Source organism: Erythrobacter sp. (assembly GCF_039988855.1).
Taxonomy (GTDB): domain Bacteria; phylum Pseudomonadota; class Alphaproteobacteria; order Sphingomonadales; family Sphingomonadaceae; genus Erythrobacter.
The window spans coordinates 171947-192836 of record NZ_JBDXIY010000019.1 but is presented as its reverse complement, the minus strand read 5'-3'; the positions used below and the strand labels follow the sequence as shown (position 1 = coordinate 192836).

Genomic DNA, 20890 nt, shown 5'->3' with positions numbered 1-20890 from the left:
TGCAATGAGGTTCACATAAAGGCATCCCGAAGCTTGCGGTCAATGTAAAGTGCCTTGTAAAGGCGGGTGCGATGACAGTTTTCTCCCGTATTCTCGCGGCGCTGATCGCGCTCACCCTCATTCCCGCCACGGCCAGCGCGGACCCCGCAGACGTTGACGCGGCCGCACGCGGCGTGGTTCGCGTGGTCTTGATCGACAATAGCGGTGAGGATGCAGCGCCGATAACCCATGGCAGCGGTTTTGCCGTCAGCCCGCGTATGATCGTCACAAACGCCCATGTGATCCGCGAGGCATTGCTGGATGATACGTTGAAGATCGGTATCGTACCCAGCGAAGGAGATGCAGGGACCTTCGCGACACCCGTGGCGGTTTCCCCGCGCAACGATTTGGCGCTGCTGCGCATTACTGATGGCAACCTTCGCTTGCCACCATTGACCCTATCAGGCGGGGTAAACGGCGATATGGGGGAAGTTTCAGCCGTCGGTTACCCGATGAATGTGGACCTCGCACAGGGATTGGAAATCCGCGACATTTTCCGCGCGCAGCCACCGGTGAAGTCGCGCGGCTTCTTATCTGGTGAACGGCCAAGCCGCCAATTTGATACGATCCTCCACACCGCCCCGATTGCAAGGGGCAATTCCGGCGGGCCATTGCTCGACGGGTGTGGCCGCGTTCTGGGCGTCAACAGCTTTGGCGCGGACTCCGACGGGTCAGACGCAGAATTCTACTTCGCAGTGTCTTTGCGCGAACTTCTGCCATTCTTGCGTGAAAATGGGTTGGAGCCTTCGGTCAATGCCCTACCTTGCACCTCAATCGAAGACCTAAACGCAGCAGAGCGCGCACGGTTCGAACAACAACGCGCAGAAGCCGCCGCTCGTTTGGAAGCGCGGGCCGAAGAATTGCGCGAAAAGCGTTCGGCCGCCCAATTGCAAGCTCAGATCGAAGTCCTCGATGCGCGCGACAATGCCATGGCATTGGCAATGGTGCTGCTTCTGATCACGATTGGAGCGGGTTACACTGCCGCTCAATTGCGCGCGGGCATGGCCGACAAGCCTGAGAATCAGAAACGCGCTCTGATCGCAGCGGGCATTGCTGGCGCTGCTCTTATTGGTGCGGCTCTCGTTTGGATCACCCGGCCAAGTTATGGCGACATCGAGGAACGCGTGGCGGCTTTGATGGGCGAGGTCACAGACCCAGATGCGAGCCCGGATGATCCTGACGGCAACCTTGCAGGAGATGGCACCCTTATCTGCACATTGGTTCCAGAACGCAGCCGGATTACTGGCGCGCGGACTGATGACGTGGAATTTGATTGGGCCGCCAATGGATGCGTCAACGAGCGCACGCAATATGGAATGGTGGGCGGCGAATGGACCCGCGTACTTGTACCCTCCAGCGAAGCGGCGGTCTCGATAAGCAGTTACGACCCGGAAACGCGCACCTATCGCACGGACAGATATTTGCTGAGCCAAGAGGATATGGCGGCTGCGCGCGAAGCCCGCAGCAAATACGATCCCCCCGCTTGCGGCGTCACAGATGCCGCGCGTGTCTTGGGTGAACAGCAAGCGGCCTTGATCGCATTATTGCCCGATCGCCCCAATGAACGGCTGGTTTATTCGTGCGAGAGCAAACAGGCCGGAGGCGTCGGCGGCGCACTGGGTGCAGCATTTGACGAAGAGTTTGGAGCAGGTGAATAGTTTTTCCCGGGGCTTGATCCCGAACTATCTCACAATTGTTGTATAATCTGCCATCAAAAAGTGCACGCCCTCGGTCTCATGAGGTACGAGGCGGCCAACAATAATGGCGTACGCTCTATCAGGCAGACTCAAGTTTTCTTCTGCCACTTGAACTTTGTATCCATCATGATTGGTAGGGATCTCCGATAAGAACACTCGCCCTTTTTCTATCCGACCGAGAAAACTCCTGTAGCCAGCTTCATACTTGTCTTGATCCGCATCTGAAATCTCGAACGTCCCGATTGAAGGTGGAACCCTTGCTTTCCCAATTTCGCTCGCAGTTATCGTAAGGACATCATCTCCAGCAATGATGTCGATTTGTTCCAACCCGTGTAGACGCACCTGAGTTCGTGCATGGTGGCAAGCCGGCTCCGCGGGCATAGTGGTAGCGGCACCAAACAATACGCCCAGACCAAAAATACCTCCAATGCTCGCCGATACGCCAGCGGCCTGGATGAATAGAGCCCGAAAGCTGCCCTCATTGACCGAATGGAGTTCAAAGGAGCGCGCATTGCCATAAACGACCGGTGAGGAAGCGAGACGCGCCAATGATTGATAATATGCCAAGATCGGTAACGCAGGCGCTGGGTTTGGCATATTGAGTATGACTTCGACCGTACGCGTTTCGACAGCTCCCAAAAGCTCGAAAGTCGACGCCATTTCGCAATTCTCCCAGACACGCGTGAAGTGCGAAGCAAACCCGCACAAAAAATTCGAAACAGAGAACGCAGGCAACTGATCGAGAAAGCGATCAGGCCGCCAGCGCCTCGCCCGACAATGTAATCCGATGCATTTCGCGGCGGTAGCCGGCGTAATCATTCATCGCATTGTGCCAGCTTGTCCGGTTGTCCCAGATCGCAATCGTACCCGGCTTCCATTGCAGGCGGCATTGATTGTCCTCAGTCAGCGCTGCGTTCGTCAGCTCCATCAAGAGTGGCAGGCTTTCTTCGCGCGTTTCGCCAACGAAATTGATCGTGAAGGCAGTGTTTACATAGAGCAATTTGCGTCCGGTTTGCGGGTGCCGAATAACCACTGGATGCACTGCGCCCGTTTTCAGGTTCTGACCGCGAAGGCTCTTGCCCATGTCGGTCTGAGCATAAAGCCCATCCTCTTTGTAAACGTGATCAGCAGTGTGAAACGCCTCGAGTCCATCAATGCGCGCTTTCATATCGTCTGAAAGCGCATCGTAAGCCGCTCCCATATGCGCCCACATCGTATCGCCGCCTTGAGGAGGCAACTCGCGTGCAACCAAAACCGAACCCATTGCGGGAATTTGGTCATAGGAATGATCTGTGTGCCATGCCCCGCCGATATTGGTTTGTTGATCGGGCTCTTTCTTCACCACCGCGATTTCGCCGTAGTCTTCCTGCAGCGGAAAATAATTGTTCACATCAATCCCGCCCCACCGGCGACCAAACTTAATGTGATCTTCGGGAGAGAATTCCTGATCGCGGAAAACCGCCACGCCGTGTTCATAAATGGCATTGCGGATCGCGTCCATTTGATCGTCGGTGCAATCTGCAAGTGTAACACCAGAAATTTCAACGCCGCATTGGGGCGCCATTGGTGTAAATTCCATTTTCTCTCTCCTCGGTCGAGGCGTTTTCGCCTTCGTATGGGGTGTAATCTGACCCAAGAATTCTCGCCTGTCCAGAGAATCCCGCCACTATCCCACTCGCACCGCTTGCATCACGGAGACCCCTTTGCTAGGCGCGCGCCAACTTCGGCAGGAGGGATTTATGATGCCCGCCATCACTCGCCTTGCCTCGTTACTTTTTCTCATGCCTCAAAGAGGACATTCAACGCGTGGAAACTTCCGCCGGTATTCAGTCTAGCCTTCAAGGGCGTTACGCCTCGGCTCTCTTCGATCTCGCAAGCGAGAATGGGACCGTCACGGCTGTCGAAAAAGACCTCGAGACGCTTGGCTCAGCGCTAAGCGAATCGGATGATCTGTCGGCTGCCACCACTAACCCTCAGCTGTCCCGCGCTGAGCAAGGTGCAGCGGTCAGCGCAATCGCCAAGCATTTGAAGCTTTCTGACCTCACCACCAATTTCCTCGGCGTTCTGGCTGGCAATCGTCGCCTGTCAAAACTGCCAGAGATGATTGCCGCCTTTAGAGCGATCGCAGCGAACCAACGCGGCGAAGTTTCGGCCAATGTCACATCGGCGCACCCTTTGGATGAGACCCAAATCAAAACGCTCAAAGACAAGCTCACCGCACGTGTGGGCCGCACCGTTATGCTTACAACCGACACAGATGCCGACCTTCTTGGCGGTCTGGTCGTCACCATTGGATCAGAGCGCATTGATGCTTCGATCCGCACCCGTTTGAATTCACTATCGCAAGCTATGAAGGCTTAAAGGACTACACACATGGAAATCCGCGCCGCAGAAATTTCAAAGGTCATCAAAGACCAGATCGCCAATTTCGGCACTGAAGCTGAAGTCAGCGAAGTTGGCACCGTGCTTAGCGTTGGTGACGGCATCGCCCGTATCCACGGCCTCGACAAAGTTCAGGCTGGTGAGATGGTTGAGTTTGCCAACGGCGTTCAGGGCATGGCTCTGAACCTTGAAAGCGACAATGTCGGCGTCGTGATCTTCGGCTCTGACGCTGAGATTAAGGAAGGCGACACGGTTAAACGGACCGAGACCATTGTGGACGTTCCGGTTGGTAAGGGTCTTCTTGGCCGCGTTGTTGACGCGCTTGGTAACCCTATCGACGGCAAAGGCCCGATCACGGACGTCACGCGCCAACGTGTTGAAGTCAAAGCGCCGGGCATTATCCCGCGCGAATCAGTGAGCGAGCCTGTTCAAACTGGCCTTAAAGCTGTTGACGCTCTGGTCCCTGTTGGGCGCGGACAGCGCGAACTTATCATTGGTGACCGTCAAACCGGTAAAACCGCCGTCGCGATCGACACCTTCATCAACCAGAAGGGCGTGAACGCAGGCGATGATGAGGGCAAGAAGCTTTACTGCGTATATGTAGCCGTCGGCCAAAAGCGTTCGACCGTTGCGCAAATCGTGAAGCAACTCGAAGAGAACGGCGCGATGGAATACTCCATCGTTATCGCTGCGACCGCTTCTGAACCTGCTCCGCTGCAATATCTCGCACCGTACACTGGCTGTGCGATGGGTGAGTTTTTCCGCGACAACGGCATGCACGCTGTGATCGTATACGATGACCTTTCCAAGCAAGCTGTTGCTTACCGTCAGATGTCGCTTCTGCTTCGTCGTCCTCCGGGCCGTGAAGCGTATCCGGGCGACGTTTTCTATCTCCACAGCCGCCTTCTTGAGCGCGCTGCGAAGATGAACCCTGACAATGGCGCTGGGTCACTCACCGCTCTGCCGATCATTGAAACGCAGGCAGGCGACGTGTCGGCCTACATTCCAACCAACGTGATTTCGATCACCGACGGTCAGATCTTCCTTGAAACCGACCTGTTCTACCAAGGCATCCGTCCTGCGATTAACGTGGGTCTGTCGGTGTCGCGTGTGGGCGGCGCAGCGCAAACCAAGGCGATGAAGAAGGTTTCGGGCTCGATGAAGCTCGACCTTGCTCAATACCGCGAAATGGCAGCGTTTGCTCAGTTCGGTTCAGACCTCGACGCTTCAACGCAAAAGCTGCTCAACCGCGGTGCGCGTTTGACCGAATTGCTTAAGCAAAAGCAGTTCTCGCCAATGCCGTTTGAAGAGCAAACCGTTTCGATCTTCGCTGGCACCAATGGCTATATCGACGATGTCGATGTGAGCCGCGTGGGCGAATATGAAGAGCAAATGCTTGCATATTTCCGCAGCGAGCACGCTGACGTTCTGAAAACGATCCGTGACAGCGGAAAGTTTGATGGCGCCAAAGACGCAACCGTCGCCGCTCTCCAGGCTTTCGCCAAGCAATTCGCGTAAGGGAGGCCGTCAGTGCCCTCACTTAAGGAACTAAAAGATCGGATCGGGTCGGTTAAATCGACTCAGAAGATCACCAAGGCCAAGCAGATGGTTGCAGCGGCGAAACTTCGCCGTGCGCAAGCATCTGCCGAAGCTGGCCGGCCCTATGCCACGCGTTTGAACGCCGTTATGGCCTCGCTCGCGGGCAAGGTTTCCGGCGACAGCGCGCCAAAACTTCTCGCAGGTTCCGATAGCGACCAACGCAACCTTCTGGTTGTGGTCAACACCGATAAGGGCCTGTGTGGTGGTTTGAACTCAAACATCGTCAAGGCTGCGAAAGCCAAGGCGGCTGAGCTTCAAGCGGCTGGCAAAACGGTTGAGTTTTATCTCGTCGGCAAAAAGGGCCGTGCCCCTTTGAAACGCGAGTTTGAAACGGCGATTACCGGCGGCTTCGACACAACGGTTGCGAAAACACCGGGCTTTGAAGAAGCTGACGCCATTTCCGCTGAGCTCATCACAATGTTTGATGAAGGCAAGTTTGACGTGGCTCACCTGATCTACCCGACTTTCCAGTCGGCTCTGGTGCAAAACCCAACGGTCAATCAGCTGATCCCTGTCCCCTCACCCGAAGCATCGGATGAAGGCGGCGCTGTGGTTGAGTATGAGCCGGGCGAAGAGGAAATCCTCGAAGCTCTCCTGCCGCGCTATGTGAAGACGCAAGTTTTCGGCGCGCTGCTTGAGCGTGAGGCATCAGAGCAAGGCGCTTCGATGACCGCGATGGATAACGCCACCCGCAACGCAGGCGACCTCATCAACAAGCTGACCATCCAGTACAACCGCAGCCGTCAGGCCGCGATTACCACTGAACTTATCGAAATCATCGCTGGCGCAGAAGCGCTCTAAAGCAAGGCTAAGGAAGAACCATGGCTACCGCAGCACTTAACCAAACCACCAACGGCACGATCAGCCAGATCATTGGCGCTGTCGTCGATGTTCAGTTCCCTGGCGAACTGCCCGCAATTCTCACCGCGCTTGAAACGAAGAATGACGGCAAAACGCTTGTCCTCGAAGTTGCACAGCACCTTGGTGAAAACACCGTTCGCACGATCGCGATGGACGCAACCGAAGGTCTCGTTCGCGGCGCTGAAGTTGTGAACACTGGCGCGCAGATTTCTGTGCCTGTTGGCCCGAAAACACTCGGCCGCATCATGAACGTCGTTGGTGAGCCAATTGACGAGCTTGGCCCGGTTGGCGCTGATAAAAGCATGCCGATCCACGCAGAAGCGCCTCCTTTCGTGGATCAATCCACCGAAGCGGCCATTCTCGTAACCGGCATTAAGGTGATCGACCTTCTCGCCCCTTACGCAAAAGGCGGAAAGATCGGCCTGTTCGGCGGCGCGGGCGTTGGTAAAACCGTTCTTATTCAGGAACTCATCAACAACATCGCAAAAGGCCACGGCGGCGTGTCTGTGTTTGCCGGTGTTGGTGAGCGTACCCGTGAAGGTAACGATCTCTACCACGAATTCCTCGACGCAGAGGTGATCAAGAAAGACGATAACGGCGTTGCAACGCCAGAAGGCTCGAAAGTGGCCCTCGTCTTTGGTCAAATGAACGAACCTCCCGGCGCGCGTGCTCGTGTGGCGCTTTCCGGCCTCACCATGGCGGAATATTTCCGCGATGTGGAAGGTCAGGACGTTCTGTTCTTCGTCGACAACATCTTCCGCTTTACGCAGGCTGGTTCCGAAGTGTCCGCGCTGCTCGGCCGTATTCCTTCGGCTGTGGGGTATCAGCCTACTCTGTCGACCGACATGGGTAACCTGCAAGAGCGTATTACATCGACCAACAAAGGTTCGATCACTTCGGTGCAAGCCATCTACGTCCCCGCAGATGACTTGACCGACCCTGCGCCTGCAACATCGTTTGCTCACTTGGATGCGACCACAACGCTGAACCGTGCGATTTCAGAGCTTGGTATTTACCCAGCCGTTGACCCGCTCGATTCAACCAGCCGCGTTCTTGAGCCGTCGGTTGTTGGTCAAGAGCACTATGACACCGCTCGCCGCGTTCAAGAGACGTTGCAGAAGTACAAGTCGCTCCAAGACATCATCGCAATTCTGGGCATGGACGAGCTTTCTGAAGAAGATAAGCTCACCGTTGCGCGCGCTCGTAAGATCCAGAAGTTCCTCTCGCAGCCATTCCACGTGGCAGAGGTCTTCACGGGCATTAACGGTCTGTTTGTTCAGGTCGAAGACACGGTGGCCTCGTTTAAGGCGGTTGTGGACGGTGAATACGACCACCTGCCAGAGCAAGCATTCTACATGGTTGGCGGCATCGACATGGTGGTTGAGAAAGCCGCCAAGCTCGCTGAAGAAGACTAAGAGGCATGTCTGACACGCTCGACATCAAGGATTGCGTCAACGAGACGTGCCCTTGGTCGGGTGATCCGGTTTCGGCAGACAGCCTAACGATGTACCGCGGCAAAGTTGTGGGGTTTTGTAATCCCGGTTGCCGCGACAAATTTGAAAAAGCTAAGCGTCACTTTGACGCAAGCGTTGATGGATAAAAGCGAAAATGGCACTCCATTTTGAACTCGTAACCCCTGCCAAGCAGGTCCGCTCTGAGGAAGTCCACATGGTTGTGGTGCCCGGCTCAGAAGGCGAATTTGGCGTTCTTGAAGGCCACGCGCCTTTCATGAGCACAATCGACGACGGCGCGGTTCAGGTGTTCAAAACCGCTGGCGGTGAGCCTGAGCTGATCAATGTCAAAGGCGGCTTTGCCGAGGTGAGCGAAAACGGCATCACCGTTCTGGCGGAGCATGTTGAGGCGTAGATCGCTTTAGACATCGACACGAGTTCAAAGGGCGGCCTTACGGGTCGCCCTTTTTCGTTTCAGCTCACTTGACGTTGCACCCACTGGGCAACTTCGATGAAATGCTCTGGTGATCCATTGGCCGCGGCCTCTGCGTTGATTGCGGCAAGGGTCTTGGCGCGAAGGGCATCGCGGTAAACCTCTTCCGCCTCGGCAAAGGCGCTGGCGATTTCGCATGGCGCTTTGCAATCCTTGCGTTTTAGTCCGCATGGCCCGTTCTGACGGATCTCTGTGCAGCGAAAGGCGGGGCTTGGGCCTTCGATCGCCTGTACGATGTCGAGCAAGGTAATCGCATCCACACCGCGCGCCAGGCGATAACCCCCACCCTTGCCGCGTACGCTTTCGACAATTCCTGCACGCCGCAAAAGCTGCATCTGCTTGGCAAGATAGGCGCTCGGCACTTCGAAGAAATCGGCGAGCGCCTCGGCGCTAAGGCCCTTACCCGTTGGCACAAGCGCAAGCATACCGCAGATATGCGTGCACCATTCCACCCCTTTGCCCAATTGCATGCTTGACTCCTTAATCGGATATATTTTATCCGGATAAAGAATATCCGATTAAGGAGTGATGACATGACCCTCTCTGCAAGGCAAGTTCGCCAGGCCCACGGGCGGGTGGCGGTCTTTCTGTTGATCTTTATCGCCGTGCACTTCGTCACCCATTTCAGTTCGCTTGGCGGGGCCTCACTGCACACCCAAACCCTTGGCTGGGGAAGGTTGCTTTACCAATTCCCGCTCATCGAGATCGGACTTATCAGTGCTTTCGCCGCGCAAGTGGTGATCGGGATAAGACTGCTCGCCGCTATTCGAAAACGCTTGCGCAAGGACCGCTGGCACTGGGTACAATTCGCAAGCGGGTGTTACCTCGCCTATTTCATCGTCCAGCACACGGCTGCTGCGCTCATCACGCGGTTATTTGTGGGCCTTGATACCAATTTCTATTGGATCGCAGGCACCCTCACCCTTGAACCGATCAAATACTATTTTGCCGTCTATTACACCCTCGCGGTGATCGCGTTTGTCAGCCACCTTCTTGCAGCGCTTCATTTTCGAAAGCCCAGGCGCTGGCACACACCAGCGCTGGCTCTTGGCCCTGTGGTGGGAGCAGCATTTGTCCTTGGGTATGGCGGTGTGTTCGAAACGGCCACCCTGCCCCTGGAATATCGCGACTATTTCGCTTCATTCCCCGGTGTAAAGAGTTAGCGTTTCCCCTTCACAAGGGGCCATCAACCCGTCACAAGTTCATCCACAATCCCTCAAGGAGAGAAGGTTTGAAACTTGTATCCACTCTCACTCTGGCGGCTGTCATGACAATTGGCGCTGCAACTTCCGTAAACGCACAAGGCCAATCGGACGATGGTGTTCCCGGCCCCGATCAGGATCCTTATATCTGGCTCGAAGAAGCCCGCAGCGACGAAGCGCTGGCATGGGTGACTTCCGAAAACGAACGCACCCTTAGCGTTCTCGAAGCAGACCCTCGGTTCGAAACCCTCAAGAACGAAGCGCTCGCCATTTACGACAGCGAAGATCGCATTCCGTTCGTGAATTTTCGCCCTGATGGTCTCTACAATTTCTGGCAGGATAAGGAGAACCCCAAGGGGCTTCTGCGTCGGACTACCATCGAAAGTTACCAAGGCGATGAACCGGAATGGGAGACCGTTCTCGATGTCGACGCTCTGGCAGCGGCTGAAGGGAAGGAATGGGTCTATAAGGGTTCAACTTGCCTCCCGCCTGCACTTAACAAATGCATGATCGCATTGAGCGATGGAGGCGAAGATGCCACCATCATGCGCGAGTTCGACACCTCTACTAAGAGCTTTGTCGAAGGCGGGTTTGAGCTTCCTCATAAAAGCCAAGGCGGCATTCAATGGATTGATGCAAACACGCTTCTTGTTGGCCGCGACTTTGGCGAAGGCACTTTGACCGACAGCGAATATCCCTTCACCAGCCGCGTCTGGGTCCGGGGAACCGACATCGCCAATGCGCCTGAGGTATTCCGCGGGCAATCGGATGATGTGTGGGCAGGCGCGAGCCTGATGCGCGATGCAACCGGCGAAGTGCAGTTAATGACCGCGTTCCGAGGCGTCAGCTTCCACGAAAGCGAATATTTCGTCTCCATCGATAGCGACTGGATCGCTCTCGACATCCCGAAAAAGGCGTCACCTTACGGCATCGTCGACGGCCACATACTCTTTTCGACCGATGTGGATTGGGAGGTGGACGGCCAAACCTTTGCTGCGGACAGCCTGATCGCAGTTGAGCTTGAAGCATTCAAAGCTGACCCCAATGGCGCGGCCAAAACGCTCGTTTGGGCACCGCAAGAACGCCAGACCAAACGCGGCGGCGCAATTACAGCGGGCGCGCTTTATGTCGGTCTGCTCGACAATGTCGTTGGCAAGGTTTTGAAGTTCAATTTCGAAGACGGGGCTTGGAAAAGCGATGAGGTTGCGCTGCCCGACAACGCCACTGTGGGCATCGCGGCAAGTTCAAATGAGAGCGAACAGATCATGTTCACTGTCACCGACTTCCTCAATCCGACAACGCTTTATTACACTGACGGCTCTGCTCCCCCTCAGCCGATCAAGAACTCGCCTTCCTATTTTGATGCGGCCGGCATGGAAGTGGAGCAACATGAAGCGACGAGCGCCGATGGCACCAAAATCCCCTACTTCATCGTCAAGCCTAAAGGCATGGAGATGAACGGTGAAACCGCCGTGCTGATGACGGGGTATGGGGGTTTCCAAGTCCCGCGCCTGCCCGGATATCTGGGTTCAACCGGCAAGATGTGGTTAGAGCGCGGCGGGGCCTATGTCCTTGGCAATATGCGCGGCGGCGGGGAGTTTGGTCCCGGCTGGCACCAGACCGCCATCCGCGAGAATAAGCAGCGCACCTGGGACGATTTCATCGCAATTGGAGATGATCTGGTGGCCAAGGGCTTCACCTCGCCCGAACACCTCGGCATTCAAGGCGGGTCACAAGGCGGCCTTCTGGTCGGAACAGCCTTCACCCAGCGTCCCGACCTGTTTGGTGCGGCGATTGTGCAGATCCCTCTGTTCGACATGCTGCGCTATCACGTCATTGGCAGAGGCGCATCGTGGATTGGCGAATATGGCGATCCGCGTATTCCCGAACAGCGCGCATGGATTGAAGGGTATTCACCCTACCAATTGATCAAAGAGGGTGTGGATTATCCAACCCCCTTCCTATGGGCTTCAACCGCCGACGACCGCACGCACCCGGCGCACGCGCGCAAAGGGGCGGCGCGCCTCAAAGAACAGGGCCATCACTATTATTACTTTGAAGATATGACCGGCGGTCACTCAGGCGGCGTCGACAATGAACAACGCGCCAAGCTCCAAGCGCTGCAATATGTCTATCTGATGCAGCAATTGATGGACACGGCACAATAACGCAAGGTGTGAGGCGATCTATTTTTTCGCCGATTACCGCGAAAAAGGCGGCCCTTTTTGGGGTCGCCTTTTTGTTTGCGGCTGTGAATCATGCTGAAAAGTTAACCGCCAGGACCTCCGATTTTTCAATCACCTTCGCCAAATGTAAACTAAATATTCAGACTAATTTTTAATAGCTTGCGGCCAATGTCTGATGCATTCACTTTGAAGGTCAGGGAACCTTGGCCCAAGGGCTTGCATGTTCTTAACACCGCGCAAGCACGATCATTTGCGGTCGCTTTGTTGGTTGTTGCCGTGACCGTGCTTATTCGCTCGCCATATTTTGGCGATCCAGCCGCGGACCCAGACGAACAACTGTACTCCTTAATCGGCCAAGCATGGCTGGAAGGGGAAATGCCGTACCGTGATCTGTGGGATCGCAAACCGCCGGGCCTATTTGCCATGTTTGCCGGTATGCACTGGATTGGTGGCCCTTCACCGCTCGCTTATCAAATACCCGGAGTTGCCTGTACCGCCGCTAGCGCCTTGATGATCTATCATCTCGCCAAGCGCATCGGGACACCAACAGGCGCAGCGGTTGTGACTGTGTTGTTCCTACTCAACATTCCGCGCTTCTTTATGCACTTGGGACAATCAGAGACATTTCTAGTCCCGATTTTGCTGCTCCAACTGATCGGCATAGCCAGCGTTCTGAGGAATTCTGATCCGGCCAAAGTCTTCCGAACTTTATGCGGCATTATGTTGCTGGGCGGAATTGCGTTACAGATCAAATATTCGGTTCTGCCGTTTTGCGCGCTTTTGGCGGTTCTTGCCACATTCCGATTGTGGCAGATGCAATTGAGCTTTGCTCAGATCAGCGCAAGCCTTTGTGTGTTCGCATTCCTTGGCCTGCTGCCGACTCTAATATTCGCGGCGTATTTTGCGTCTGTTGGTGAGTTTGAAACGTTCTTTTTCGCGAATTTCGTCTCGATATTCTTGCGGACCGAAATGTACCCACGATTGGTCGGCTACAATCTGATCAATCTGGCCACGGTCATTTTCCCGCTTGCGGTCTACGCGGTGTTGAGCGTCATCACTGCGCGCAAAATGCGCGAGCAAATTGATGGAACTTTGTTCGTCCTAACCCTCTTGTTCGCATTGGTTGGAGCGTTCTCACTCTTTATGTTGGGATCGCCGTTCGTTCACTATTTTGGCGTAACGCTGCCATTCATCTGTCTTGCGGCTTCCAGCTTTTTCAGCTTCCACCCGTCACGCAAGATATTCAACTTCTTGGCACTGGCTCTGGCCCTTTGGTGTACTGGATTTGCCGAACAGCGTGTCCACTCCTCCTCTCACAAAAACGCCATTGCGACATTAACGAAAGCGATCGGCACCTATGTTCCTGATGATGAGTGTATTTTCATCTTCGATGGACCCAGCATCCTTTATTCAAAGTCGCAAAGATGCATTCCAACGCGGTATGCGTTCACTCCGCATCTCAACAGCTTCCATGAACAAACGGCCTTAGATGTAGATCCCGCAGCAGAAACAGCGCGCATTCTGGCTGGGCAGCCCGGCGTGATTGTCGTTTCTGAAACTTTCAATGCACCCCGCTATGTCAGCGAAACCCGCGCCATGGTCCGCGATGCTATCACTAAGGGTTATGTGCTCGCCGAAAGGACAGAGTTTTATCCGGGAATGCTCGAATTGTATCTTCGCGCTGATCTTGCGCCTGCAGATCGGGATGGAATCGATCGACCTGCCTCGGTCCCATGCGTAATCAAGCATGGCAATCAGTGTCAGTATTTTGCGAGCTTCACGAACTAAAACCTACAGCGCGTAAAGCAATCCGACACTTTCGCCTCCGTTCGTCCCAAGGAAACCACGGGAGGGTTCCTCAACGCCAAATTAACTTTCTTCGGCAGCCCCGTGTTAAGCTTCAAAGCCAATTTTGAAACTCGACAGGGCACAAACAAGGAGTTTCAAATGGCGTACCCCCGCGACATATCCATCGCCCAAGCGATTAAACAATATGGTCTTCCCAAAAGCCACCGCGCGCATTGGTCTCCAGCGCGCAAGGCTGGCGTTGTGCGCGCTGTGCATGAACGCGCGATCAGCTTTCACGAAGCGCGCGACCGCTATCTTCTATCACGCAGCGAGTTTGAGGAATGGGAGCGCGACTTCTCCCCTGGTGTCGCAGCGCTTCGCCGCTCTCAACTTGAGGACGCGTGACTCCTGACCCCAGAGGTCGTTGCCCCAATTCTTTGTTCATTGGGTGACTATCCCCCCCGTTGCCCAAAGAACGTTTTGCAGGGCGGCGACCTCGACCCGGGAGCCTTTACCGCCGTGTTGGCGCGTGGAAATCGGGCTCTTTGCGCTCCACCCATTTCACGAATTTCGCAATCGCCGGGTTTGCGCGGACCGTGTCTGGGTCATCGCCAATGCGAGCGAGTTCAGCATTGGTGAAATTGGCGTGAATTGTCTTATGACAGATCGGGTGCACCGGGACCGTTGCCCGCCCCTTTTTCGATTTGGGCACAGGATGGTGCCACTGGATCAAGGTTTCAAAGGGACGCCCACAAAGCCAGCAGGTGTGTAACTCGTCGCTCACCCCTTCTTCTTCGCGGCCTTTTTCTTTTTCATCGTATCATGAAAACGATCAGCCCATCCCTGTTTGACGAGTTGTTCGGCGCGCACCATGCGAAGATCGCCTGCGCCCACGTCGCGGCTGACCGCGCTGCCTGCGGCGACAATGGCATCATCGCCAATAGTCACCGGCGCAATCAGGGCCGAGTTTGATCCGATAAAGGCCCGTTCGCCGATCACGGTCTGATATTTGAAATATCCATCGTAATTACACGTGATGGTGCCAGCGCCAATGTTGGCGTCTTTGCCCACGGTTGCATCGCCGATGTAGGACAGGTGGCTGGCCTTGGCACCGGGGCCAAGGGTCGCTTTCTTCATCTCGACAAAATTGCCGACAAAGCTGTTTTCTTCCATGACCGCGCCGGGGCGAAGCCGGGCGAAAGGCCCCACTTGAACGCCTGTGGCAAGGCTTGCGCCCTCTAGGTGCGTGTAGGCTTTGATGTGGACGCCGTCCGCAACAGAAACGCCGGGTTCAAAGACCACATGCGGGTCCACGGTCACATCGCGGCCTAGCTTCGTGTCGTGGCAGAAAAAGACAGTGTCGGGCGCTTTGAGGGTCGCACCCTCCTCCATCGCTTTGTTTCGGCGCGCGGCCTGCCAGCGCTGCTCTGCCTCGGCGAGCTCAGCGCGGCTGTTAATGCCGGCGACTTCGCCCGTCTCGCATTCGATCACCACCACCTTGTCACCGCGCGCAATCGCGCCTGTTGCAACGTCGGGGAGATAGTATTCGCCTTGCGCATTATCATTGCCGACCGCGCCCAAGAGCGGCCACATATCGTCAGAATGCGCCACAATCAGCCCGGAATTGCACAGGTTGACGGCGCGCTCTTCCTCGCTCGCGTCTTTAAACTCGACCATTTTGGACACCGTGCCTGTCTCATCGGCAATGATCCGGCCATAGGCGAGCGCATCGTCCGGGCGAAAACCCAGCACAGCAACCTTGGCCCCGCCTTCAAGCGCGCCCAAAAGCCGTTGAACCGTCGCAGCGCTGACCATGGGAACATCGCCAAATGTCACCAGCACATGGCCGCTAAAACCGGAAAGCGCGGTCTTAGCCTGAAGTGCGGCGTGCGCTGTCCCGTGCTGCGGGTCTTGCAGCGCAGTTTCCACTGCCCGGCCTTCGATAGCGCCATCGATCTGTTCGCGCCTGTCACCCACGACCACAACGGTCTTCTTAGGCGAAAGCGTTTCAAACTCATCGAGGATATGCATCAACATCGGCTTACCCGCGATCGGGTGGAGCACTTTGTGCATATCGCTCTTCATGCGAGTTCCCTTGCCAGCGGCAAGGATAATGGCGGCGAAATCTGTCATAGGAGCCTTATAACACGGAAAATCTAAATCTGCGGCTGGCTTGCCAGCAATTGCTTGCAGTTTGAAGTCCGATCCTTCAACCACGCCCCAATATGAGCGATTTTCCCTTTTCAACCGTCGGTTTTGACCTCGATGGCACCCTTGTCGACAGCTTCCGAGATCTTGGCGAAGCGGTGAATTTTGCATTGGAGCTTGGCGGGTTTGACCGTGTGCCAGTGGACAGCTCCAAAGATCTAATCGGTGGCGGCGCGAAAATCATGCTTTCCAAGGCGGTCGATGCGCAAGGCGGGCTTCCGGCGGATGAATTCAAGGTCCTCTATAAAAAGATGCTTGGCTTCTATTCCGAAAACAACGCCGTCCACACGCGCCCCTATCCCCACGCCCGCGAAGTCGTGGACGAACTGAAAGCACGCGGCGTCAAAGTGATCGTGGTGACCAATAAGTTTGAAGAATTCGCCCGCTCTATCCTCACGCAGATCGATTTTATCGCGCCGTTTGAGGGCGTCATTGGGGGCAATTCGCTGGGCAAAGGTGCCGATGGGCAGTTCCTCGCAAAGCCCCACCCCGATCCCATCTTGAAAGCGCAAGAGATCTGCGGCGGCGGCAGCTTCGCCTTTGTCGGCGACAGCACATATGACGTAAACGCGGCCAAAGCGGCAGGCGTTCCCGTCATTGGCGCGGCATACGGATATTGCGACAAGCCGCCCCATGACCTTGGCGCAGATAGCGTGATTGATTCGCTCGGCGGTCTTATTTCCGCCCTAGAAGCACTCTAGGTCGCCCAGCTGACGCTACGGCAGCGCGCATCAACAAATCCCCCTGTTGCAACGCAACAAGAATCCTGCCACGCAGCGTCCATATTTGAGTTTACGGGCACGTAAAGCCCGTCCCCCTCGAACGAAAAACAAATTTGTACGGAAAGGAACGATCCCATGAGCATCGACTTCAAAGACAAGGTAGCCATCGTAACCGGCGCCGGCGGCGGTCTGGGCCGCGAATACGCGCTTGAGCTTGCTCGCCGCGGTGCGAAAGTTGTCGTCAACGACCTTGGCGGTTCGCGCGACGGTACTGGCCACTCTGACATGGCTCTTCAAGTCGTCAAAGAGATCGAAGCTATGGGCGGCGAAGCCATGTCCAATGGCGGCAGCGTCACCGAATATGACCAAATGGAAAAAATGGTCGCGGACACCAAAGCAAAATGGGGCCGCGTCGATGTCCTGATCAACAATGCCGGCGTTCTTCGCGATAAGACTTTCGCGAAAATGACCCCTGATGATTTTGAGTTCGTTCTCAAAGTTCACCTCACCGGTTCCGCTTTCGTTACCAAGGCATGCTGGGAAACCTTCCGTGAGCAAGGTTATGGCCGCATCCTGATGACTGCATCGTCAACCGGCCTGTTCGGTAACTTTGGTCAAGCCAACTACGGCGCGGCGAAGCTGGGACTTGCTGGCCTTACCAAGACGCTCCAACTTGAAGGCGCGAAGTACAACATCCGTGTGAACTCATTGTCACCTGTTGCTGGCACGCGCATGACCGAAGACCTCTTCCCAGAAGAAGCCTTCAAACTGTTCGATCCAGTAAACGTGGTTCCTGCCGCGCTTTACCTCGTGAGCGAAGATGCCCCAACCAACGCCATCGTCGGCGCTGGCGCTGGCGGTTTCCACTCTTCATGGGTTGTGATGAACGACGCCGTATGGCTTCCCGATGGTGAGCGCACAGTCGAAGGCTTTGCCGACCGCTGGAGCGACATTAGCGACTTCTCAAACCTGATCGCCCCGCAGTCAGGTTCCGAGCAGTCAGGCGCAATCCTCAAAGCGATGCAGAAAGTGACCGGCACCGGACCTTCCAGCACGCGGGGGTAATTCCGCCGCTTTGCCAAAAACTGGCTTGAAATTTCACGGCTCTCGCACAGAAATGTGCGGGGGCCGTTTTCATGGTGACCTAATCGTCAACCGCCTTCACAAGGCGGCGTTCCATCGGGGCAAGGACGTTAGAGAGGTCTGACCCGCGCTTGAGCACTTGGCCATGTTCGCCAAAAAGCGTGTACATACCTTGCTTACCGCGAAGGCTTGGGCGCTTTTCCACGCGGGCATTGGGGCGTTCTGCTGCGCGGCGAAAGGCGGAAAAGGTCGCAGCGTGGCGGTCGAAGTCCATCGCATAGTCGCGCCATTCTCCGGCGGCGACCATTCGGCCATATAGGTCCAATATCCGTTGGAGCTCTTCGCGCTCAAACCCAATTTGGCTTGCAGAGCCCTTGCCCGGAAATGCAACAATTTGGCCGGTTTTACCCGGTCCAAGCCCTGCGCTCATCAGTCAGCGGTCCCGCTTTTCTTATCAAGGTCAAATGTGCCTTGTACAGAATCTGCAGATCGCCCGTGCGCCTCTTTAAGAACCGCAATCTCTGCTTTCATCGCGCGAAGTTCGCTTTCAAGCTTTTCGATGCAGTCGACCGTATTGCCCTCTTCATCCTCGCACTGCATGCCAAGCGGCGTGCCATAGGGGATAAATTCTTTAATCCATTCTTCAGCAGGCAGAAGGGTGGAACGGGCCTTCAACCCGACCATCGTTGCGCCTTCAGGCACATCATCTGTGACAACGGCATTGGCGCCAATGCGCCCGCGTTCGCCCACGGTGATGGGGCCAATAACCTGCGCGCCGGAACCAATGATCACATTGTCACAAAGCGTGGGATGGCGTTTTCCCCCTTTACCGTTGGTGGGGTTGGTCCCGCCAAGTGTCACACATTGATAGATCGTCACATTGTCGCCGATCTCAGCGGTTTCGCCGATCACGGTAAAGCCATGGTCGATAAAAAAGTTCTTCCCGATTTTTGCGCCGGGATGAATATCAATCGCCGTCAACAAACGGCTGAAATGATTTACGAAACGCGCAAGGAAGAACAGCTTGGCGTTAAACAGCCAATGCGCAATGCGGTGAAATCCGAGTGCCAAAACGCCGGGGTAAAGCAAGACTTCCCAACGCGAACGCGGCGCAGGGTCGCGCTCTTTTACCGAGTCCAAATAGGATTTGAGCTTCGTGAACATGTGAGGATTCTCCCACCAAACTGGCGCAATTGCAAATTTGACTACAGCAGTTTTGCTTGGGGCGGCCCATGCAGAGCTTCTAACGCTGCGCGCCAGACAGACATGGTGGCAGGATGGGCCCGTTCAAGGCTTATGCGGTCGATTGTCGCAACAAGCGCCTCAATATCTGCAAAACTGCGCCTTGTGCGGGGCACCAGATATTCGGCGGCTCCTTCTGCCAAAGAAAGGCTGCGCGCCTCGGCATGCGCTTCAATCAATTCTGCCGCCATGGCGTCGTCTGGCTCGCCGATGGCAAGATGGAGCGAACCACCAAGTCGCGATTTAAGATCTGGCAAGGTCACGTCCCACGGTGTCACGTTCGCAATCAGCAATAAGGATTGGCCCGCATTTGACCCCCCGTCCTGAACCGAATTCCAACGGTGGAATACATCCGCCTCATCAAGCTGATCTGCGCCATCAACGACTTCGATCCCTTGGGCGCTTGCCCATCGTCCCAGTAGTGTCTTACCCGAACGGGTCGGACCGGTTAGGACGGCTGCACGGAAGGGCCAATGGTCAGGGTTGCGCAGGGCATCCACAATCCCTGCATTTGCATTACCAACGACAATACGGTGCGAATTAACGCCCCCCGCAATCGAAAGTGGGAGTGCAATTTGCGATGGATGGTCTTTTGCTGGAGACATTCAACGTCAACGCTCTTAGCGGCTAATGGCAAGCGCGTTTGCGCCCTCATTCACGGCAAACCCGCGCGAGCGAAGCTCTGCAGCAAGGGCCGAAAGTTCCCCGGCAAAGCTCACTCGCATGACTGAAGTCCCGCCCATAGCCGTGCTGGTGACTGAGACACCGCGAATGCCGGGCACTTGGCGAACGCTCGAGAGATTTGCATCGAATGACATAGGGTCAGGCGTTGCAAACTGAATTGTGAAACTGTTCAATGCCGCCGTGGTGGGAACAGGCGTCTGCGTGTTTGGACGCGGGGTCTCTGGCGAAATCGCCGCAGCTGTAGCTTGTTCCTGAGCGCGGTCACGTGCCTCGATTGCCCGGCCAATCTCAATCAAGCGCGCAATCGCGGGGTCCACCTGACCTGAACCGCCAACACGCAAGGTGGGATCGGGCTGAAGTTTCCCATCGACCAAGGCTTGTTCGTAAATTCGGTCAACACGGTCCACTGCCTCGCCAAGCATTTTGGGCAGTTCGCTGGGTCCCTTTGCATTTAGGGTAAAGCTATCGAGAAAGAGGCTATCCGGGCCGTAACGAGCAGTGAATGTGCCCGTAATCGGGCCACCGGGAAATTGATGATCAAGCTTGGCGATTGGGATAAGGGCATCGGCCGCACCATATTGGTCAAGCGTCAATCTCCACCATGCACGGCTGCGGCGTCCGGCCTGTCCAAAGTTCAAATGCAGCGAGTCGCCTCCTGCGCCGGTTGGTCTTACATAATCGATGCGGCTGGTGCCGGGATTGAACTCGGCCCACGCTCTTTGCCATGGATTGCGTACCTCAAAAGCGGTGTAGCTCCCCCCGCTCACCACAACTGGCATAAGCAGCATTGGAGCCGATGAGCGGCCTGAACGGGCCCCGCCCAGAATTCGGCCAGCTCTTTGCCGATCAAAGCTAACGCCCAATGTCGCAACATAGCGTTTCGGCCCCAAGCGCTCGCGTTGAATAACGATTGCTGCGACATAGCCCGAAAGTTGATCATCGGAGACCGCCGGACCGCCCGCTTGTGCCCATGCCTTGCGTGCCGCCTCGCGCCAACCTTTGCTGCGTGCATCCGCCGCATTGTCGCCGGTGACGTCAACTTCAATTCCGCGCACTTCGATATCGGCGCTCGATGCGGTCGGAGCGATTCCTCGATCGCCAGAAACCTGCGCCAACACAAGCGCATATCCACCGGCAAGAAAGGCAAGCGCCAACACAATCGCGACCACCCAGCGGGCGCGGAAAGAGGCTCTCGAAATTGGGCCTGAAGGGTGCGAAATTGCCGTCATCGGGGAAATCTTGTCAGTCTTTGC

Annotated in this window: 22 protein-coding genes; 13 read left to right on the top strand and 9 right to left on the bottom strand. The window is 55.8% G+C overall.

Features of this window, described 5'->3' with window-relative positions:
- Window positions 1–71 precede the first annotated feature (71 nt).
- Complete coding sequence (locus ABJ205_RS12975; RefSeq protein WP_348157204.1) at window positions 72–1697, top strand: serine protease; 1626 nt, start codon at window positions 72–74, stop codon at window positions 1695–1697.
- A 24-nt stretch (window positions 1698–1721) separates the two neighbouring features.
- Here ABJ205_RS12975 and ABJ205_RS12970 read toward each other — a convergent pair whose 3' ends face one another.
- Together ABJ205_RS12970 and ABJ205_RS12965 are read right to left on the bottom strand one after the other, a co-directional pair.
- On the bottom strand, window positions 1722–2396 hold the full coding sequence (locus tag ABJ205_RS12970; RefSeq protein WP_348157201.1) for a hypothetical protein: 675 nt from the start codon (window positions 2394–2396) through the stop codon (window positions 1722–1724).
- Between the two features lie 91 nt (window positions 2397–2487).
- On the bottom strand, window positions 2488–3315 hold the full coding sequence (locus tag ABJ205_RS12965) for a TauD/TfdA family dioxygenase (protein ID WP_348157199.1): 828 nt from the start codon (window positions 3313–3315) through the stop codon (window positions 2488–2490).
- A 227-nt stretch (window positions 3316–3542) separates the two neighbouring features.
- Between ABJ205_RS12965 and ABJ205_RS12960 the strand changes: the two genes are divergently transcribed.
- Genes ABJ205_RS12960 through ABJ205_RS12935 form a run of 6 tightly spaced genes read left to right on the top strand, consistent with a single transcriptional unit; the run spans window position 3543 to window position 8444 of the window.
- Window positions 3543–4097, top strand: coding sequence for a F0F1 ATP synthase subunit delta (locus tag ABJ205_RS12960; RefSeq protein WP_348157197.1), 555 nt, complete (start codon window positions 3543–3545; stop codon window positions 4095–4097).
- A gap of 12 nt (window positions 4098–4109) precedes the next feature.
- On the top strand, window positions 4110–5636 hold the full coding sequence (gene atpA / locus ABJ205_RS12955; protein ID WP_348157195.1) for a F0F1 ATP synthase subunit alpha: 1527 nt from the start codon (window positions 4110–4112) through the stop codon (window positions 5634–5636).
- 12 nt (window positions 5637–5648) lie between these two features.
- The gene (locus ABJ205_RS12950; RefSeq protein ID WP_348157194.1) at window positions 5649–6518 is read left to right on the top strand and encodes a F0F1 ATP synthase subunit gamma; all 870 of its coding nucleotides are present in this window, start codon (window positions 5649–5651) and stop codon (window positions 6516–6518) included.
- Between the two features lie 20 nt (window positions 6519–6538).
- The gene (atpD, locus tag ABJ205_RS12945) at window positions 6539–7993 is read left to right on the top strand and encodes a F0F1 ATP synthase subunit beta (RefSeq protein WP_348157193.1); all 1455 of its coding nucleotides are present in this window, start codon (window positions 6539–6541) and stop codon (window positions 7991–7993) included.
- A gap of 5 nt (window positions 7994–7998) precedes the next feature.
- Window positions 7999–8178 carry a glutathione S-transferase gene (locus ABJ205_RS12940; protein ID WP_348157190.1) on the top strand — a complete coding sequence of 60 codons (180 nt, stop codon included), beginning with the start codon at window positions 7999–8001 and terminating at the stop codon, window positions 8176–8178.
- 8 nt (window positions 8179–8186) lie between these two features.
- Window positions 8187–8444 carry an ATP synthase F1 subunit epsilon gene (locus tag ABJ205_RS12935; protein WP_348157187.1) on the top strand — a complete coding sequence of 86 codons (258 nt, stop codon included), beginning with the start codon at window positions 8187–8189 and terminating at the stop codon, window positions 8442–8444.
- A gap of 59 nt (window positions 8445–8503) precedes the next feature.
- On the opposite strand, the gene ABJ205_RS12930 is transcribed toward ABJ205_RS12935, so the two are convergent.
- Window positions 8504–8992, bottom strand: a complete 489-nt coding sequence (locus ABJ205_RS12930; protein ID WP_348157186.1) for an Rrf2 family transcriptional regulator — start codon at window positions 8990–8992, stop codon at window positions 8504–8506.
- A gap of 63 nt (window positions 8993–9055) precedes the next feature.
- On the opposite strand from ABJ205_RS12930, the gene ABJ205_RS12925 reads away from it, so the two are divergent.
- The 4 genes from ABJ205_RS12925 (at window position 9056) to ABJ205_RS12910 (ending at window position 14103) form a co-directional block, all read left to right on the top strand.
- A complete protein-coding gene (locus tag ABJ205_RS12925) occupies window positions 9056–9685 on the top strand; it encodes a hypothetical protein (RefSeq protein WP_348157183.1) in 630 nt (209 codons plus the stop codon).
- Window positions 9686–9753: 68 nt separating this feature from the next.
- A complete protein-coding gene (locus ABJ205_RS12920) occupies window positions 9754–11892 on the top strand; it encodes a prolyl oligopeptidase family serine peptidase (protein ID WP_348157182.1) in 2139 nt (712 codons plus the stop codon).
- A gap of 186 nt (window positions 11893–12078) precedes the next feature.
- A complete protein-coding gene (locus ABJ205_RS12915; protein WP_348157179.1) occupies window positions 12079–13698 on the top strand; it encodes a hypothetical protein in 1620 nt (539 codons plus the stop codon).
- 159 nt (window positions 13699–13857) lie between these two features.
- Window positions 13858–14103 (top strand): DUF1153 domain-containing protein, encoded by a 246-nt coding sequence (locus tag ABJ205_RS12910; RefSeq protein WP_348157177.1) that lies wholly within the window; start codon window positions 13858–13860, stop codon window positions 14101–14103.
- Between the two features lie 106 nt (window positions 14104–14209).
- On the opposite strand, the gene ABJ205_RS12905 is transcribed toward ABJ205_RS12910, so the two are convergent.
- On the bottom strand, window positions 14210–14482 hold the full coding sequence (locus tag ABJ205_RS12905; RefSeq protein ID WP_348157174.1) for an HNH endonuclease: 273 nt from the start codon (window positions 14480–14482) through the stop codon (window positions 14210–14212).
- A complete protein-coding gene (gene glmU / locus ABJ205_RS12900; RefSeq protein WP_348157172.1) occupies window positions 14479–15831 on the bottom strand; it encodes a bifunctional UDP-N-acetylglucosamine diphosphorylase/glucosamine-1-phosphate N-acetyltransferase GlmU in 1353 nt (450 codons plus the stop codon). Before glmU ends, ABJ205_RS12905 begins: the two co-directional genes overlap by 4 nt.
- A 92-nt stretch (window positions 15832–15923) precedes the next feature.
- On the opposite strand from glmU, the gene ABJ205_RS12895 reads away from it, so the two are divergent.
- Both ABJ205_RS12895 and ABJ205_RS12890 read left to right on the top strand, forming a co-directional pair.
- Window positions 15924–16607, top strand: coding sequence for an HAD-IA family hydrolase (locus tag ABJ205_RS12895; RefSeq protein WP_348157169.1), 684 nt, complete (start codon window positions 15924–15926; stop codon window positions 16605–16607).
- A 156-nt stretch (window positions 16608–16763) separates the two neighbouring features.
- Window positions 16764–17693 carry an SDR family NAD(P)-dependent oxidoreductase gene (locus ABJ205_RS12890; protein WP_348157166.1) on the top strand — a complete coding sequence of 310 codons (930 nt, stop codon included), beginning with the start codon at window positions 16764–16766 and terminating at the stop codon, window positions 17691–17693.
- Between the two features lie 79 nt (window positions 17694–17772).
- On the opposite strand, the gene ABJ205_RS12885 is transcribed toward ABJ205_RS12890, so the two are convergent.
- Genes ABJ205_RS12885 through ABJ205_RS12870 form a run of 4 tightly spaced genes read right to left on the bottom strand, consistent with a single transcriptional unit; the run spans window position 17773 to window position 20866 of the window.
- Window positions 17773–18141 (bottom strand): DUF2794 domain-containing protein, encoded by a 369-nt coding sequence (locus ABJ205_RS12885; protein WP_348157163.1) that lies wholly within the window; start codon window positions 18139–18141, stop codon window positions 17773–17775.
- A complete protein-coding gene (gene epsC / locus ABJ205_RS12880) occupies window positions 18141–18875 on the bottom strand; it encodes a serine O-acetyltransferase EpsC (protein ID WP_348157161.1) in 735 nt (244 codons plus the stop codon). The genes ABJ205_RS12885 and epsC overlap by 1 nt, the downstream gene beginning before the upstream one ends.
- Before the next feature lie 41 nt (window positions 18876–18916).
- The gene (locus ABJ205_RS12875; protein WP_348157159.1) at window positions 18917–19558 is read right to left on the bottom strand and encodes an ATPase; all 642 of its coding nucleotides are present in this window, start codon (window positions 19556–19558) and stop codon (window positions 18917–18919) included.
- A gap of 15 nt (window positions 19559–19573) precedes the next feature.
- Window positions 19574–20866, bottom strand: coding sequence for a heavy-metal-associated domain-containing protein (locus tag ABJ205_RS12870; RefSeq protein ID WP_348157156.1), 1293 nt, complete (start codon window positions 20864–20866; stop codon window positions 19574–19576).
- Window positions 20867–20890: the final 24 nt, after the last annotated feature.

Coding starts and splice junctions, on each gene's coding strand:
- ABJ205_RS12975 (WP_348157204.1), top strand. CDS start 72: ATGACAGTTTTCTCCCGTATTCTCGCGGCGCTGATCGCGCTCACCCTC.
- ABJ205_RS12970 (WP_348157201.1), bottom strand. CDS start 2,396: ATGGCGTCGACTTTCGAGCTTTTGGGAGCTGTCGAAACGCGTACGGTC.
- ABJ205_RS12965 (WP_348157199.1), bottom strand. CDS start 3,315: ATGGAATTTACACCAATGGCGCCCCAATGCGGCGTTGAAATTTCTGGT.
- atpA (WP_348157195.1), top strand. CDS start 4,110: ATGGAAATCCGCGCCGCAGAAATTTCAAAGGTCATCAAAGACCAGATC.
- atpD (WP_348157193.1), top strand. CDS start 6,539: ATGGCTACCGCAGCACTTAACCAAACCACCAACGGCACGATCAGCCAG.
- ABJ205_RS12940 (WP_348157190.1), top strand. CDS start 7,999: ATGTCTGACACGCTCGACATCAAGGATTGCGTCAACGAGACGTGCCCT.
- ABJ205_RS12935 (WP_348157187.1), top strand. CDS start 8,187: ATGGCACTCCATTTTGAACTCGTAACCCCTGCCAAGCAGGTCCGCTCT.
- ABJ205_RS12930 (WP_348157186.1), bottom strand. CDS start 8,992: ATGCAATTGGGCAAAGGGGTGGAATGGTGCACGCATATCTGCGGTATG.
- ABJ205_RS12925 (WP_348157183.1), top strand. CDS start 9,056: ATGACCCTCTCTGCAAGGCAAGTTCGCCAGGCCCACGGGCGGGTGGCG.
- ABJ205_RS12915 (WP_348157179.1), top strand. CDS start 12,079: ATGTCTGATGCATTCACTTTGAAGGTCAGGGAACCTTGGCCCAAGGGC.
- ABJ205_RS12910 (WP_348157177.1), top strand. CDS start 13,858: ATGGCGTACCCCCGCGACATATCCATCGCCCAAGCGATTAAACAATAT.
- glmU (WP_348157172.1), bottom strand. CDS start 15,831: ATGACAGATTTCGCCGCCATTATCCTTGCCGCTGGCAAGGGAACTCGC.
- ABJ205_RS12895 (WP_348157169.1), top strand. CDS start 15,924: ATGAGCGATTTTCCCTTTTCAACCGTCGGTTTTGACCTCGATGGCACC.
- ABJ205_RS12890 (WP_348157166.1), top strand. CDS start 16,764: ATGAGCATCGACTTCAAAGACAAGGTAGCCATCGTAACCGGCGCCGGC.
- ABJ205_RS12885 (WP_348157163.1), bottom strand. CDS start 18,141: ATGAGCGCAGGGCTTGGACCGGGTAAAACCGGCCAAATTGTTGCATTT.
- epsC (WP_348157161.1), bottom strand. CDS start 18,875: ATGTTCACGAAGCTCAAATCCTATTTGGACTCGGTAAAAGAGCGCGAC.
- ABJ205_RS12875 (WP_348157159.1), bottom strand. CDS start 19,558: ATGTCTCCAGCAAAAGACCATCCATCGCAAATTGCACTCCCACTTTCG.
- ABJ205_RS12870 (WP_348157156.1), bottom strand. CDS start 20,866: ATGACGGCAATTTCGCACCCTTCAGGCCCAATTTCGAGAGCCTCTTTC.